The sequence below is a fragment of the Roseiconus nitratireducens genome (genome assembly GCF_008629675.1).
GTDB lineage: Bacteria > Planctomycetota > Planctomycetia > Pirellulales > Pirellulaceae > Stieleria > Stieleria nitratireducens.
Genome location: NZ_VWOX01000002.1, coordinates 656196 through 671121 on the forward strand (window position 1 = coordinate 656196; position 14926 = coordinate 671121).

Consider the following 14926-nt stretch of genomic DNA (forward strand, 5'->3'; position numbering starts at 1 on the left):
ATTCTCGAAGCTTCGCTTGAAGACGTGCGGTGACGCCCGGCAAAGCGAGGCTTTCCGCCGCGACCGCGACGGCAGCTACGGCGCTTCGCGACCTTCCAGCGGTGGCATCGCACCAATCTGCGCGACCCGCGGGTTACTGCGATCCAAACCCGCTTCACGGACCGTCTTGGCGTGCCACTCGATCATGCCGCCCAGCAAAGGCTCAATCACGGGGCGTGCGTCTTCGATGGACGCCGCGGAAGTTTGCACCAGATATTTGGTCACCACCGGCCAAGTCGGGCGTCCCAGAAGTTCCAGCTGGACGAGTCGGGCACCGCTGTCAGTAATGTAATGTTGGTCGCCAACCTCGTAGGTGAAGCCGAGCACCACGCGTTGATCGCCTTGCTGCATCAAAGTGAATTGCACGGGCAGCGAATCGACACCGTCAACCTCCAGTTCTGCCGTTTGCTTGCCGACCAACTTCCAGCCGGTATTGCGATAACAGACCTCTGGATGGTGCGGACACGTCTCGGCCACATATTCCGGATTGTTCCAGACGGCCGCATGGACATAGGCAACTCGTCCCAGGTCATCACTGAATCGTAGACTTGCCACGTCGATCGCATCGAGCACTTCGTATTCTTGCTCGCTGAGCGCCACCGATTGACCTCGCCAAGGTCCAATCTCCTGCGGCAGATCTTCCAGCTGGAACTTCGGTTTTTCGATCACGGGGGGCGCACCGACGCCCGCTAGCGTCAATCCGATCATCACGACCGAAACCAGTGCAACAGCGACGACCCCGATGGTCGAGCGTGTTTGCGTCGAAAACTTCATTCATGCGCCCTTATCGGCGGTAGTAATAACTGTTGTCGTTTGAACCATCGTTGCATCCGTTGACGACGACGCCCATGATCGGCGTTCCGTGCGCCCGCAGGGTTTCCGCTGCCGCGATCAGCTGCGGCGTCCGGCTGCGATCACGCATCACCGCCAACACACAGCCGTCGACATGTTCCCCGATCACACGGGTGTCAACGACCGGAAGAATGGGCGGCGTGTCGACGATGACAAAATCGAAATGAATCCGCAGCTCATCAAACAATCGCGGAATCGATTCTTGGGCCGCGGCCGCGAGGTTAACATTCTCGACCGACCCGGCCGACATGTAGTAGCGGAGCTGACTTTGACGGCGAACGCATTCTTTCCAGTTGGCCGATGCCGCGACGATGTCGGACACGCCAATGCCGGGCTCGCAGCCGAGGTCCACGTGCAGGGAGGGCCGGCGAAGATCAAAATCAACAATGACGGTCCGGTACTTTGCTTCGGCCAACCCGCGCCACAAGCTGCGTGCCAGTGTGCTTTTCCCTTCTCCGGAAACTGCACTGCTGACCATGATGATGTTGGCATCTTCAAACTTGGCCTTATTGACCAACATCGCCACGATGGAATTGACGGAGTTTCCGAACGCCCCGTGGACAAAGTTATCGTCGTTGAATTGCGCAGAAATCTGCCGCTCGCGCGGGACGCTGCCAAGAATCGGTAGCCCCGCCTCCCGGCTGACGGACTCCGAATCGTTGACCAACTTGCTGCGGACATCCAGGCCGATGAATCCCAGCAGGGGCAAACACAGACCGGCAAACCCCATCACGCCGCTGGCCAGCACTCGTTTCTTGCTGCCGCTGTTCGTACGAGCCCTCGCATCATCAACGACGGTCACGCGAGGCTGAGCATTCAATTCGATCGAAGTGCGTTCGATCTCCGCGGCGAGTCGAGTGAGAACATCGCTAAGCGACGCGATTTCTGATCGCTTCATCTCGATTTCCATCGAACTCTTACCAAGTTCTTTGACCTCCTCGTCCATTTTGACCAGATCGTCGTTGATACGCTCCGACTGTTGCTTCAGGACGCCGGCGGCGATCTTGCGGCTTTCGATCGCTCGTTTCTGCGTCTTGATCTGTTGGTCCAACTCTTGAATTTGCAACGCCTTGGCACGCTGTTCGCCGGTCAGGTTCGCGTAGCCAGCAATCTGTTCGCCTTCTGGATTCATCTCCTTGTATTTGCGCGTTTGGGCGATCCGTACCAGATCCTCCCGGCGGCGTTCGAGTTCTTTTTCCAGACGCTCTAGTCGGCCCACTTGGTGACGAACCATGCCTTCACCATATTCCAACCGGTAAAGTTCGATCTCGTCTTTGACCTGCCGACTTTCGTTGTAAAGCCGCTGGTAGATGTTGTCGGAGGCGAGAATGGTGGAAACCTCCACTTCGGTCAGCCGCATCTCCTCGGGGATCTGATCCATGGGCGGGACGGAATCCGCAACCAGTTTTTCGGAATCAGCAGCGGAAGATTCCCCATCCTGTTTGGCGATGTTGGATCCCTTCGATTCGGCCTGCTCCCCTGCGGCATTGGACTTCCGCATCGCATCCAACTCTTTCTCCAACTTCGCTCGCGTTGCCTCCATACCAGCCAAGAGCTGTTGGTAAGCTTCCAGCTCACCCTCCGCTCGCAACAGATTGAAGTTGACTTTACCCAGTTCCGATTGGATTTGGCCGTACCGTTGCACCGACATCTGTTGGGCGATACTCAGTGATTCACTGTCGCTAGTTCCCAAACTTTCTGCGCGTAGCTGCAAATCTTGTCTCTCGCGGCGAATGGCTTCAGACCGCTCATCGTAGATTTCTCTCAACTCCTTCAAGCGACTATCACGCTGCTTGCGTTCTCCGTTTGCGACTTCGCTCATGTAGGCCTGCACAACCGCGTCCAACACGACAGCAGCAGCCTTCGCGTCATCTGCGCTCAAGCTCACCGCCATCAATTCTGAGCGGCCTGGAAAATCAACTTGCAACTCTTCTGCCAACCACTGCTCGGGGTCAGGTTTTGAGCGAATGAGAGACAGTCGTCGAACTTCCTCATTCTTTAAGGCAGTCGCCAAAACCTCGCTCGTCTTGATCAACTGACTTTGAGTGTTCTTGTACAATTCATAAGAGCCGCGTCCGCCGCCACTCTGGTCGGCTGTCTGAAAAATCAGCGGTGCGGCGACCGAATCGATTTTCAAAACCGCGACCGCCATGTCTTTCGGTTTCAGCGCAATCCAGGCAGCACCCGCCAGAAGCGGCGCCAACATCAATCCAAAGATCAGCGCCAGCGGCCACCTTCGCCGCACCGAGTGCCGAATGACGGCCGGATCAAACTGGGGCTCGTCGTCATCGATCGTTCCCTGAACGACCGGGGGCGGCATCACCGGGGAGCTGCCGTTGACACGAGGACGCGACGTGCGAAGCGAACGCGGCTCGGTCAACAAGCCACGGTCATCTCCGTCACCACTTCCGTTTCCGTTGATGAATTCCATGAAATCAATCCCTCTTGCCGACCATCACGGGCGGTTCAATATCAATCTTGTGTACGACGTGTGCGGGTTCAGTGACTCTTCGACCGGATCATCTACGCGGGACGGACCGAAGCGGACCAGGTCGACGACTCAGCCGAGTCAAACAGCAGATCCATGAATTTGATCAATCCCCACAAACAACCAACGGCCACGACCATCATGGTCGCGCCGGCGATATCGTGAATGCGATCGGTCCATCCGGGTTGATACTGCTGCGCCGCCGCGACCAAAACGATTCGCCCCGCATTGATCAGCAGGGCAAGTGGCAGAATCGATAGCAGCAACACGCTCTTTTCGATCCAACCGCGGTCGATGAACATGGTCACCGCCACCACCACGGCGGCAAAGGAAACCAGGATCCGCAAACCGGAACAGGCTTCCTCCACTCCGACTTCGGTATCCGGAAGCACAATCACGTTGCCCCGCGACATCACCGGCACCCCAGCGGTCTGTAAACCGAAAACGCTGATTTGGGTCGCCGTCGATTGCAGTTTTTCGCGGACCGGATTCATGACCGCACCGGGCAATGGGATCATGAACAATAGAAACAGGAAGGCTGGCGCGAGCGAGACTGCCGACCGGTATCCACAAAACAGGATCGTCAAGCCAACCAGCAAGGGAACCAGCGACAGCAGTTCCAAGGCAAGCACGCGGGTGTACATTCCAATCGCACGCATCCCCAGGGCGACCGCAATCAACGCGATGCCGACGACGATTACGCCCAGACCCTGAGAACGTGCAAAGGATTCCGCCAGGCGATCGCGACGTTGCCAAATGAAGTATCCGGCGACCAACGGAACCAGGAACCCGTGGGAGTAATCCGGATTGTGGCTCCAGGATTGAGCGGCCTGCCAAATCACGCCCCCGTAAGCCACCACCAACAGGGCCGACAACAGGCCCAAAATCGTCGACGGATCCGCAAGCCACGCGCCGGCAGCAGACGAGTCGACGGCAGACCGCTCCCCTGCTGATTTGGACGTTTCGATTGGATCGGTTGGCATGAACTAGCGTTCGTGGCTGGCGTGAGAACGATGGCAACAATTCGTCACGGGCTGCGAAAGGAGCTTCATGCCATATTTCAACTCGCCCGATCGGCGCAAGTTCGGGCCGGCATCGCCACGATCGAGATCTTCCCGATCCGGGACCCCAGGGCGCGCCGGAGTAACTTTCCGAATCTGGCCGCCCATTTTGGCCAATCCGGTACCCCGTGCGGTTGAAAAGGTATTTCGCCTCATGGGCGTATTGTTAACCGGTCTCCCCGCCCTTGGAACCTTTTAATTGGCTATTTGGGACTCCGCTCCCTTGCCAGGGCGTTCCGTTGTCGATCTCGCCACTATCGATCGCGGACACCTCACGCTTCAGGCACGTAACCCACAAATTCGACGTAGCTACCGTCGCCAGACGGTGGCAGGTAGCTACCGTCGCCAGACGGTAGCAGGTAGCTACCGTCGCCAGACGGTGGCAGGTAGCTACCGTCGCCAGACGGTAGCAGGTAGCTACCGTCGCCAGACGGTGGCAGTGCTGCATCATCCACGCTCTGGCGAGCGTGGCTACCTCGATGGGTGGCTCACCGCCGTGATCGCGTCGGCAGCCACGGAATGATCGAGGTCACAGACAGGGACTCGCCGGTCCACGCGACAGACGTTCAGGTACGAGACTCTGCCCGTCGGCTGGGCGACTGACGCAACAAATTGCACCTGATAACACAATTAATCGTGCCGATCGAATCGCCGCCCGTCGCCGGGCCCCTTCGCGGCCGTTTAGGGGTCAGAAATCACCTTGTGTCCTGCCGATAGGCTTAGGTAGTGTCCCGCGGATCGTTGGTCCTAAGGAAACTCCGTGGCTTGACGGGTCTCGGGCGCATGCAAGCTTCCGGAGGTTCTGGCAGGAACCCCATTGGTCAACGATTGAGCTGACGTCAGCCCCCCGGCGGGCGTATACCCTGTCAAACTCTTCAACCGCCAAGTTTGAGATCGTGCTTTACCCGAGAATTCGATCGTCCAATCGAGGCGGACATTTCCATGGATCGAACTCAGAAATCGCTTCCCGTCGAAGAACCCTTCGTTCTGTCGGCCGCTCGTCAACCGATCGGGATTTCGGAAGACGGCCGGATCAGTGTCCGCATTGCGCGGCACCGTGCTCAACTGCGTGAAGCCTTTCAATTGCTTCAACGCAAGTATTGCGAAGCCGGGCTCTCCCGAGCAACGCAGTCGCTCCGCGTGCTCCCCTACCACCTGTGGCGTGAAACACAGATCTTTGTCGCCCAGCATCGCGGTCGTGTGATCGGCAGCATCAGCTTGACCCGCGACGGCAATGAAGGTGGGATTCCGATGGAATCGACCTATCGTGACCAGGTCCGCCAATTGCGCGACACCGGGCGACCGTTCGGTGAAGTGTCATCGCTGACCGTCGAGTCACCCGAAGACCAATCGACCGGCGAAGTCTTCGGGCAACTGACTCGATTGATGATGTTTCACGCCCGTTATGTCGGACTGGAATACATCCTCGCGGTCGTCCACCCTCGCCACGCCCGATTCTACGAGCGGGCGATGGGTTTCCAGGCCATCGGCGGGCTGTCACGTTACCAACAAGTCGGTGGACAACCGGGGATCGCGATCCTTGGACACGTGAACGACCGCACCCGCTACCGCTCCCGGTGGCAACGCTTCTATTTCGACGGGGACTTTTCCGATGCCGACCTGGCACCGAATTCCCTGAGTGAAGCCGAACGCAGCTACTTTGCCCAGTTCCTGCCCCAGACAGCCGACACCGGTCGCAAAGCCGCCTAGGCTTTGGCTGAAACCAAATAGCTACGCTCGCCAGAGCGTGGTTTTCCTAGCTGTATTGGGCGCTCGACTTTCTTGAATTTCAGCCGCGAAGCGGCGACAGCCCCGTGCCGTCGGCACGAGCCGACGGAATTGGCGTGCAGCCTTGTGCTTCACCCTCCCCCCGGGAGGGTCGCGGAGGAGCTTGCGACGACGCGGGGAGGGCTGTCCGGCGGAATTGATTTCAGCTGATGCTTTAATTCGCCCTCCCCAAAGGCTCCTGCCTCGCCTTCGACCCTCCCGGAGGAATGGTGAATAGACCTGCACGACCTCCGTGCGGGAGTGGACCGCCGGCAGGGGCGATCGCCCGCAGAGTCGCGTTCTGCCGCGCGATCGACAAAACCCTCAAAACCGGACTCTCCCGGTCAGGTTCTCGCCGATTGGAACCGTCACCGGCGCGGCGATACTCAGGGTCGCCCAAAACCAACCTAGTTTTGAGTGGCGAGTCAGTCCGGGGCTTACTTCGTCTCGTCGAACACTTTTCGTCCTGGACCACCGATCGAACACGCGAATAATCCCGATCTTTCTGCGTCATGTTCCAATCTGCCACTAGCGAAGCATCTTCTGGCGTCTTCGATCCACGCATCAAAATCTCCATCGCCCGAACGCGATCCGATTTGGAGCAAGCGTTCCGCCTAGTCCACCACTCCTACGTGCGTGCGGGATTGGACGGCCCGAATGAAACGGGAATGCGTCTGTGCCGACACCATTTCTTGGAATCGACCGAAGTGGTGATCGCAAAACTGGAAGACGTGGTGGTGTCGACGGCTTCGGTGATCGTCGACAGCCCCCTTGGTTTGCCCGCCGAGTCGATGTACGGCAAGGAACTTCAGGCACTCAAATCACGCGGACTACGGATCGCCGAAGTCGGCTGCCTGGCGGACCGCCGCAAATCGCCGGCCCGATTCATCCAGATGTTTCGGCGTCTATCGACTCTGATCGCCCAAGCGGCCGAGGCGCGGGGCTGCAATGCCCTGATCGCGGCCACCCACCCACGCCATGCCCGCTTCTACGCGCGGTACTTGGGTTTTGAAACGTTCGGCGAGATCCATGAATGTCCGTACGCCAACGGCAACCCGGCGATCGCCCTGCTCTTGGACTTCGAAGCCAAACGTGGAACGCCACCGCACGACCATCTGTTTGGACAAAAGTATCGCGACCGGGAGCTAGCCCCGTTTCTATGGGACGCCGATACGCAATCGCACTTCCTGAACGTGATGCGGCAAATCGAATTGGGACGAGCCGTCGCCGAAGGCACACAAACCTTGCCGCCCATCGTGACCGGCCCCCCGACGCCCCCCTGGTTGGAAACCAATTCCGACCAACCCTAGCGATCCACTCTTGGGGGGCACCCCTTTAACCCACTCCCCCTAAATAGTATTAATTTCCCAAAATTCCCATCCTTTCTCTGTGGATCTTTTCGTTAGAATCCTCGCGTTCCATACACGCCTTTCTTTTTTTCTAACGCCAGCAGCGATTCGCGCTTCCGCCCGCGACACCGCGATGGATTGCCCGCAACGGTTGGCCCCGGCCTAAAAAATCCGAACCAACCAGTGCGGGTTCAGCGATCCGACTTCGCGTCCTGTTTTGCACGCACGGGGATTTTCTAGTCGCTGCTCTTTTCGCACTCGGGGATTGGGTACTTATGGATTGCATTGCCCAAAGCAATTTTCGGCAATCATTTCGTCCTGCCGCACGTCCGACCAGGATTGCGATCCGGTTGGCAGTGCTTTCTTGGCCGACTTCCATGGCCCACACATCTGCGTGGCGTCCCGCTGCGCCCCGTAGCGAAAACGACTCTGACAGTCCGAATTGAATCGCACGTTTGACCGGCCTTCGGTCGAGCTTTCTATCCCAATTCAATTCGGCTGATCGTTTCTTTTCTTTTTCGTTTTCATCTGGGGCACATGGAGTCTTTGCATGACTGGAGCTAGCGGATCGTCTTCGGTTGCGACTGAGCAAACTGCCATCAATCATCTTTCCCCCGTCCGGCCGAACGGACCGACAAATCGGTTGTCGGAATATCCGGCAGCGATTTCGGAATCGACGGGACCGACGACGTCTCGCCTGACCCTGAAGGTGTCCGAAAGCATGCATGAACGCATGTCGGCCTTCGCATTGGTTCACCGCATGTACCAACGTGCCGGCCTGACCTCCGAAAACCCGCTGAAGATGCGTGTGCTGAAGCATCACGTGCTGGACACGACCGATGTCATGGTTGCCAAGCGCAACGACAGCGTGGAGTTCACGTCGACGCTTGTCCGTGACGGAGTTCATGGGATGCCGTCGGAATCGCTATTTGCCGACGAGATTCGTGCGATGCGTCTGTCCGGTCTGCGTCTGGCAGAAGTCTCCAGCTTGGCCAGCGGATGCGAGTTGGGCGATAAGAAGCAACGCGTCGAAACTCTGATCTCGATGATCTCCTTGACGATCCACGTCGCCCGACGTCGGGGCGTCGACCGATTGATTCTGGCGGTCCATCCCCGGCACGCCAAAGTGTATCAACGCATGTTCGGCTGCGCCCCCTGCAGCGACGTCCGCCAATACGAAGCCGTCCGAGGCAACCCGGCCGTCCTGTGCATGCATGACTTCCGCGAGTTGGATGTCCGCAAGTACTCGCTGTACAACCGCGTTTATGGCGAACAGTACAGCCCCTGGGCGATGGACGGCACCCGCATGTCCGACGCTGAGAAGCGATTCTTCAGCCAAGCGATCTCCGTCAACCAATCGGAATGCATGCCAATGGCGGCGTGACGCGCGGCACTGCAACGGTCCCGCCTGACAGCGCGACGGTGACAAATTCTCGATAGCGTGGACGACGCAGATCAGCCACCGTCTGGCGACGGTGGCTACATTCAATTGTCCTCAGGCCCGGAGGGCCGAAAGTTCCCTGTCGGTGGGCTCGCCCACCGGTTCCTTTGCCCCTTCCATCTTCAGCCCCGAAGGGGTGACAGCAAACGCAGTATCCGAGCGGTCCTCTCAAGAATAGCAAGATACAACGGGAACTCTCCACGCAATCTCGCTCGGCACCTCACTTCAACCAGTGCGTTTCCGTACAGCCCCCATCGGCCCGCACAACAGGTGCAACCCTTAAGGTTGGCTTGGGTCCGACCGGATCCTGACGGCGGGCAGCGGAATTTGATTTCCCGCCACTTGGCAATCCACGCGGCGACCTAAATTTCCTTGTCATTCCATTTCATTGACGGGGAATTCATTGATGCGCCGAGTTGTGATCACAGGTCTGGGAATCGTTGCTCCGGGAGGATGCGATCTTGCATCCGCATGGAGCACCGTGGTTTCCGGCAAATCGGCGATTCGGCCCATCGAACGGTTCGCCACGGACGAATTGCCCGTTCGGATTGCCGGCGAGATCACGGAGTTCGACGCCAGTGAATTGCTCGGCGTCAAGACGGCTCGACAGTCATCACGGTTTGTCCAGATGGCCTGCCAAGCCGCGGACGAAGCCTTGAAGGACGCGGCCTACAATCGAGAAACCCTGGCCGACGATTGTGGCTGTTTGATCGGTGTCGCCATCGGCGGGCTGGGCGAGATCGAAGACTGCTCCCTGGTGCTTCACGAACGCGGGGCCGGCAAGGTTTCGCCGCTCACGTTGCCCTACGCGATCCCCAACATGGCGTCGGGGTTCGTTGCCATCCAGTACGGCATGAAGGGGCCGAACTTGTGCGTCGCGACCGCCTGTGCCAGCGGAACGCACGCGATCGGTGAAGCCGCACGAATGATCCGTGATGGTCAATGCGACATGATGTTGACCGGCGGCGCGGAAGCCGCGATCTGCCCACTCTCGATCGCATCGTTTGCAAAGATGCGGGCACTGAGTCGGAATAACGATTCACCCGAATCTGCCTCGCGTCCCTTTGATGCGGATCGCGACGGCTTCGTCATGGGCGAAGGCGCCGGACTGTTGGTGCTGGAGGAGTATGAACACGCGCTGGCCCGAGACGCCAAGATCTACGCCGAACTGATTGGCTATGGATTGACCGGTGACGCCTACCACCTGACGTCACCCAGCCCCGAAGGCGATGGACTCGCGCGGGCGATTCGTGGAGCCCTGCAGACCGCGCGTCTGACACCGGACCAGGTGGATTACATCAACGCCCACGGAACCAGCACACCGACCAACGACACGTTGGAGAGTCAGGCGATCCAATCGGTTTTTGGCGACGCCGCTCAAGACGTTTCCGTTTCATCGACCAAGGGCGTCACCGGGCATTGCCTCGGGGCGGCCGGTGGAATCGAAGCCGTCTACACGGTGATGGCCGTGCAGAACGACTTGGTCCCACCAACGGCGAACTACCAAACGCCGGATCCGACCTGCCCACTGGACTACACCGCCGGTGAAGCCCGAAAGCGGACGGTCAACGTCGCGCTCAGCAACTCCAGCGGATTCGGCGGCCAGAACGGATGCCTGGCATTCAGCAAACTGACCAATCCGTAGGGCATGACCGCATGCCAAAACAACCGGCATTGAAACCTCTTCCCCGATTGAGCCTCATCTTGATGATCCCCCCGGAGCCCTTGCCATGACCCCCGAGTACCGAACTGACCGCGATCAGACCGCTCGCCTTGCCGAATCCCGACTGCCCGCCCGCAGCATTTACCTGACGCGTGACCAGGCCGTCCGCTGGCTGGAACAACTCAATCGCCTGACCGCTTCGGACCGAACCGCAGCCGACTTGCGCGAGATGCGAAACTCGCTGGAAGAAGCCTGTTGGCTGGCGCGTTGGAAGCGGGAAGAAGTGATCCTGGAGATGTGCCCATCAACGCTGGCCAGCGTCGCTCAAAGGCTGATGCAAATCACCCACGGGGAATCCAGGATCGGCGACCTGCATGTCCTGGAAGACATGATCGAAGCGCTTTCCTGGTTCGATCACCACGGCGACCGCTAGGCGGACATTGCCAGTTTGCGTGAGCCACGTGGCGCTAGCAGCGGGTTTCATCGCATCCACCAGCGGCTAAGCGCTGTGCAGCTAGGCTTTTTTGGAGAACGCTCACTGTCCCGTAGCTGCCGTCGCGTTCGCGGCGGAAACTTGTCCGAACCAAACGCTGAACATCGGCGTGTAGGTCATGCTGTGCATGACAGCGAACAGAGCTTCGCGTAGCGCTCCGCGTCGTCACGATCCGAATCCGGGCTGCGAAAGCGAGATTAGCCCCCTCCATCAGATTTACCAGAAATGGCCAGTGCCACACCCCCCGGCACTACCCCCAGTCGAATACAATGCGGCGATGCCAAATGCTTTCAGAACCCCCACAACTTTTCGGCGGAAACATCGGGGAATCAACCATCGTGTCTGGTCGCTCATCTCAGCCGACTGAAACACGAGACGCCTGGAATTATGAGGAGGCATTTTCCAGGAATCTCGGACTCATCGCCCCTGACGAACAAAGCCAACTGCGCCATTGCCGCGTCGCGATCCCGGGGATGGGTGGCGTGGGCGGACTGCACTTGATGACGCTTGCACGGATGGGGATCGGCAAGTTCCGAATCGCGGACGCCGACACCTTTGGCGTGGGGAATTTCAATCGCCAATTCGGCGCCACCGTCAACACGCTCAATGAGCCCAAGGCAAAGACGCTCGCCCAATCAGCCCTGAGCGTGAATCCGGAACTTGAGATCGACTCGTGGACGGACTTTGTCGATCCGTCCAACGTCGATCGATTCTTGGATGGCGTCGACCTGCTGGTCGATGCGGTGGATTTCTTCGCCTTCGATGCACGTCGGTTGCTATTTCGCGAAGCCCGCCGACGAGGTATCTGGGCCGTGACGGCCGGCCCGATTGGCTTTAGCACCGCTTGGATCAGCTTCGATCCCAACGGAATGTCCTTCGACGAATACTTCGACCTCAGCGACGACATGGACGCGCTGGACCGCTTCGTCGCGTTCGCGCTTGGCCTGGCGCCGAAGGCAACGCATGTCCCCTACTTCGACTTTTCGTATGTTGATCGCGAAACCGCCCGAGGCCCCTCGGTCGCGGCGGCGTGCCGCTTGGCCGCCGGAGTGGTCGGAGCGGAAGCAGTGAAGATCTTGCTCGGCCGCGGAACGATGAAACCGGCGCCACACTTTCACCAGTTCGATGCGTACCGATATCTGCTAAAACACGGCAAGCTTCGCAAAGGAAACCGAAGCATCACGCAACGATTCAAACGCCGCATCATGCGTCGCAAGATGATCGACCTGGGCTTCAAAATCGACTGACCGCGCTGCCGTGGACACTTCAGCCAACCGCCCTACACTTCCCAGCTGGTGTGGAGGCTTCAGCCGACCGCCCTGCTTTCCCAGCTGGTGTGGAGGCTTTAGCCGACTGGTAGAATTCCCGCGCGGCAATATGCCTCACATCGCACGTGCAAAACCTCCCCCAACACGACCACCTTTCACCCCAAGCGAAGCGATCTCACACCCGTTCGGCTAAAGCCTCCACACCAGCGAAACCCCAGGCTTGCCCCCGCACCGCGTCTCCACACGGCGACTGCCCAAGACGCCCGAACTCCTTAACTCGAACCTCGTGGCGTCATGACCAGCGAAGCACGTCATCAAACCAAACCACCCTCCTCCATCATCGAGGCAATGCTCGATGCCGCGGTGTTGGCCCCCTCGCCGGACAACAATCAGCCATGGCTGTACCGCAAACACGCCGATCGAATCGAAGTTTTCTTGGACACGGCTCGGTCACTCCCATCGGACGAATCTTCCATGTTCGACCTGACGGCGATCGGCGCGGCGGTCGAAAACGCGGTCATTGCGGCGTCGCACCATGGCCAAGCGACCGAGGTTATCTGGCAGGGTTTCGACGGTGATCATCCTGATCCAACGAGTTGTGTCTGTGAAATCCGTTTAACACAAGATAGGACTTCCGCGGTCACACAGGATCCGTTGTTCGACCAGATTCCCCTTCGGTGCACCTGCCGAAAGCCGTACTCAAAAGCACCACTCGAAGAGGCCACTCGAAAACAGTTGGAAGCGGCGATTTCACCCTTTCCGGAGGTTCAGATCGACTGGGTTACCGAACCGTCCCAAAAGTCAAAGCTGGGAAAGATCGTCGCCAGCACCGACGCGTTGCGGTTCCGTCATCAACCATTTCACGAAGAACTGTTCCGCCAACTGCGGTTCACTCCAGAAGAGGCGGAACGAACACGTGATGGACTGGATGTACGAACCTTGGAGCTGCCACCCGGAGTCGCAACGGTGCTGAAAAGCCTAAGAAGTTGGAAGGTCATGCAGGCTCTGCACACACTGCACCTGACACCGCTGCTGACCGCGCCGTCTGCCCAAGCCATCAAAGCGAGCGGAGCCATCGCCTTCCTTTCCGTCCCAGAAAAGTCCAGCGAAGCTTTCTTCCGGGGAGGACGAGCCATCGAACGCTTCTGGCTCGAGGGAACGGCCGCGGACCTCTCCATGCACCCGGTCGGAAGCCCACCCATTTTCCTGCTTCAATCCAATCCCAAGCCGGGGTTCGGCCCCATCATCGATCGAGCGAGGGCTGGAATCATAGAACTCCTTCCAAATCTTCGAACCAGAGCCCTTCAACTCGCGTTCCGCGTCGGCTCCGCACCACCGCCGACCGAACGGTCGCTACGATTGCGTCAGGCGGATCGGATTCGGTAGCGTTCCCGTTACCCAACAATTAATTGCCGACGCATTCATTGCTGATTGAATTGGTCGGTGATATTCCGGAGAAGACGCCAGCGTGATTACTGCGTTCAGTCTTTTCCATCAACGACAACCGAGGCCCAAGCATGCCTTCTGTTTTTCAATTCTTACCGTTGATCATCGGACAGAACTTCGGGGCTCAACAATTGGAGCGAACGCCCGAACCGGAATCCGTCACGGACCAGGACGACAACGTACTACAGTACGACCGCGTGATGGAAACCAAACTGGCAATCTCCTACGCCATCGCGATTGAGACAATTTACCGGGCAAGAACCGAACCATTCGGCGGACGCGCACTGGACCTTTGCTGTGGTCCGGGTCACATGTCCATCAACATGGCGAAAGAGCTGAAGCTCGACGAGTTGATCGGTGTCGACTTATCGGCACCAATGGTATCGACAGCTTCGTCCAACGCCTCGCAACAGGGCCTAGACAACCTTCGTTTTCAAACGGGTGATGCAACATCGCTGCAAGGCTTTGATGACGGCACATTCAATCTGTGCACGATGATGGATGCGGCTCACCACATGCCGACCATTGAGGTAGTCACCAAAGTCCTCGAGCAGATGGAACGAGTCACACAACCCGACGGCTTGATCGTCGTGATGGACCTGGTCCGATTGCGGACAAGAGTTCTGACCGAGAAATACGTTCAGATGCTGGGACACGACTACGTTGAACGGGGACTCCCCAACTTCTTGCAGGACTTCCGCAACTCCATGTTCGCTGCCTGGACACCAGACGAACTTGCGCAAGCGGTTCCAGAACGTACCCACCGTAAATGGACCCTTGTCGTTCCCAGGGGCGTGCCCTTCGCGCAATTCTTAATCGGCAGCCCAAAAGATCGTGACGCCTTGTTCGTTCGATCCAAATGCCTTTGGGAAAAAGGTCAGGCCCCTGTCGCCAGGGCAGACCGAGGTGATCTAAAAATCGCTCGCTTGACCATGCAGCGAGCTTCACGAAGACGGATTTGTTGATCGCCTGCGAAGTTCGGACATAACCGTCCACGGTGCAGAGTTAGCATTAAGAGAGCGAGCGACACTAGCAGAAACATGTTAGCCGAGCGTCCTG

Annotated in this window: 12 protein-coding genes; 8 read left to right on the plus strand and 4 right to left on the minus strand. The window is 58.5% G+C overall.

Features of this window, described 5'->3' with window-relative positions:
- Positions 1-75: 75 nt before the first annotated feature.
- The 4 genes from FYK55_RS05025 to FYK55_RS05040 all read right to left on the minus strand — a co-directional run bounded on the left by FYK55_RS05025 (position 76) and on the right by FYK55_RS05040 (position 4895).
- Complete coding sequence (locus FYK55_RS05025) at positions 76-813, minus strand: exosortase C-terminal domain/associated protein EpsI (protein ID WP_150075256.1); 738 nt, start codon at positions 811-813, stop codon at positions 76-78.
- Positions 814-823: 10 nt separating this feature from the next.
- Positions 824-3322 carry a nucleotide-binding protein gene (locus FYK55_RS05030; protein WP_150075257.1) on the minus strand — a complete coding sequence of 833 codons (2499 nt, stop codon included), beginning with the start codon at positions 3320-3322 and terminating at the stop codon, positions 824-826.
- A gap of 92 nt (positions 3323-3414) precedes the next feature.
- On the minus strand, positions 3415-4362 hold the full coding sequence (locus FYK55_RS05035) for an exosortase/archaeosortase family protein (protein WP_150075258.1): 948 nt from the start codon (positions 4360-4362) through the stop codon (positions 3415-3417).
- Positions 4363-4712: 350 nt separating this feature from the next.
- Positions 4713-4895: a hypothetical protein gene (locus FYK55_RS05040; protein WP_150075259.1), complete on the minus strand. Its 183-nt coding sequence runs from the start codon at positions 4893-4895 to the stop codon at positions 4713-4715.
- 487 nt (positions 4896-5382) lie between these two features.
- Here FYK55_RS05040 and FYK55_RS05045 point away from each other — a divergent pair, with 487 nt between their 5' ends.
- The 8 genes from FYK55_RS05045 to FYK55_RS05080 all read left to right on the plus strand — a co-directional run bounded on the left by FYK55_RS05045 (position 5383) and on the right by FYK55_RS05080 (position 14832).
- Positions 5383-6150, plus strand: a complete 768-nt coding sequence (locus FYK55_RS05045; protein WP_150075260.1) for an N-acyl amino acid synthase FeeM domain-containing protein — start codon at positions 5383-5385, stop codon at positions 6148-6150.
- 569 nt (positions 6151-6719) lie between these two features.
- On the plus strand, positions 6720-7517 hold the full coding sequence (locus FYK55_RS05050) for an N-acyl amino acid synthase FeeM domain-containing protein (protein ID WP_150075261.1): 798 nt from the start codon (positions 6720-6722) through the stop codon (positions 7515-7517).
- A gap of 589 nt (positions 7518-8106) precedes the next feature.
- Positions 8107-8940 carry an N-acyl amino acid synthase FeeM domain-containing protein gene (locus tag FYK55_RS05055; protein WP_150075262.1) on the plus strand — a complete coding sequence of 278 codons (834 nt, stop codon included), beginning with the start codon at positions 8107-8109 and terminating at the stop codon, positions 8938-8940.
- A 463-nt stretch (positions 8941-9403) separates the two neighbouring features.
- Complete coding sequence (fabF, locus tag FYK55_RS05060) at positions 9404-10642, plus strand: beta-ketoacyl-ACP synthase II (RefSeq protein ID WP_150075263.1); 1239 nt, start codon at positions 9404-9406, stop codon at positions 10640-10642.
- A gap of 85 nt (positions 10643-10727) precedes the next feature.
- On the plus strand, positions 10728-11093 hold the full coding sequence (locus FYK55_RS05065; protein ID WP_150075264.1) for a hypothetical protein: 366 nt from the start codon (positions 10728-10730) through the stop codon (positions 11091-11093).
- A gap of 344 nt (positions 11094-11437) precedes the next feature.
- Positions 11438-12400, plus strand: coding sequence for a ThiF family adenylyltransferase (locus FYK55_RS05070; protein ID WP_161604312.1), 963 nt, complete (start codon positions 11438-11440; stop codon positions 12398-12400).
- A gap of 315 nt (positions 12401-12715) precedes the next feature.
- Complete coding sequence (locus FYK55_RS05075; RefSeq protein ID WP_150075266.1) at positions 12716-13807, plus strand: hypothetical protein; 1092 nt, start codon at positions 12716-12718, stop codon at positions 13805-13807.
- Positions 13808-13938: 131 nt separating this feature from the next.
- Positions 13939-14832, plus strand: coding sequence for a class I SAM-dependent methyltransferase (locus tag FYK55_RS05080; protein WP_150075267.1), 894 nt, complete (start codon positions 13939-13941; stop codon positions 14830-14832).
- Positions 14833-14926: the final 94 nt, after the last annotated feature.

Excerpts from the sequence above, each read along its gene's own strand:
- FYK55_RS05025 (WP_150075256.1), bottom strand. The coding sequence starts at position 813 with ATGAAGTTTTCGACGCAAACACGCTCGACCATCGGGGTCGTCGCTGTT.
- FYK55_RS05030 (WP_150075257.1), bottom strand. The coding sequence starts at position 3,322 with ATGGAATTCATCAACGGAAACGGAAGTGGTGACGGAGATGACCGTGGC.
- FYK55_RS05035 (WP_150075258.1), bottom strand. The coding sequence starts at position 4,362 with ATGCCAACCGATCCAATCGAAACGTCCAAATCAGCAGGGGAGCGGTCT.
- FYK55_RS05045 (WP_150075260.1), top strand. The coding sequence starts at position 5,383 with ATGGATCGAACTCAGAAATCGCTTCCCGTCGAAGAACCCTTCGTTCTG.
- FYK55_RS05050 (WP_150075261.1), top strand. The coding sequence starts at position 6,720 with ATGTTCCAATCTGCCACTAGCGAAGCATCTTCTGGCGTCTTCGATCCA.
- FYK55_RS05055 (WP_150075262.1), top strand. The coding sequence starts at position 8,107 with ATGACTGGAGCTAGCGGATCGTCTTCGGTTGCGACTGAGCAAACTGCC.
- fabF (WP_150075263.1), top strand. The coding sequence starts at position 9,404 with ATGCGCCGAGTTGTGATCACAGGTCTGGGAATCGTTGCTCCGGGAGGA.
- FYK55_RS05065 (WP_150075264.1), top strand. The coding sequence starts at position 10,728 with ATGACCCCCGAGTACCGAACTGACCGCGATCAGACCGCTCGCCTTGCC.
- FYK55_RS05070 (WP_161604312.1), top strand. The coding sequence starts at position 11,438 with ATGCTTTCAGAACCCCCACAACTTTTCGGCGGAAACATCGGGGAATCA.
- FYK55_RS05075 (WP_150075266.1), top strand. The coding sequence starts at position 12,716 with ATGACCAGCGAAGCACGTCATCAAACCAAACCACCCTCCTCCATCATC.
- FYK55_RS05080 (WP_150075267.1), top strand. The coding sequence starts at position 13,939 with ATGCCTTCTGTTTTTCAATTCTTACCGTTGATCATCGGACAGAACTTC.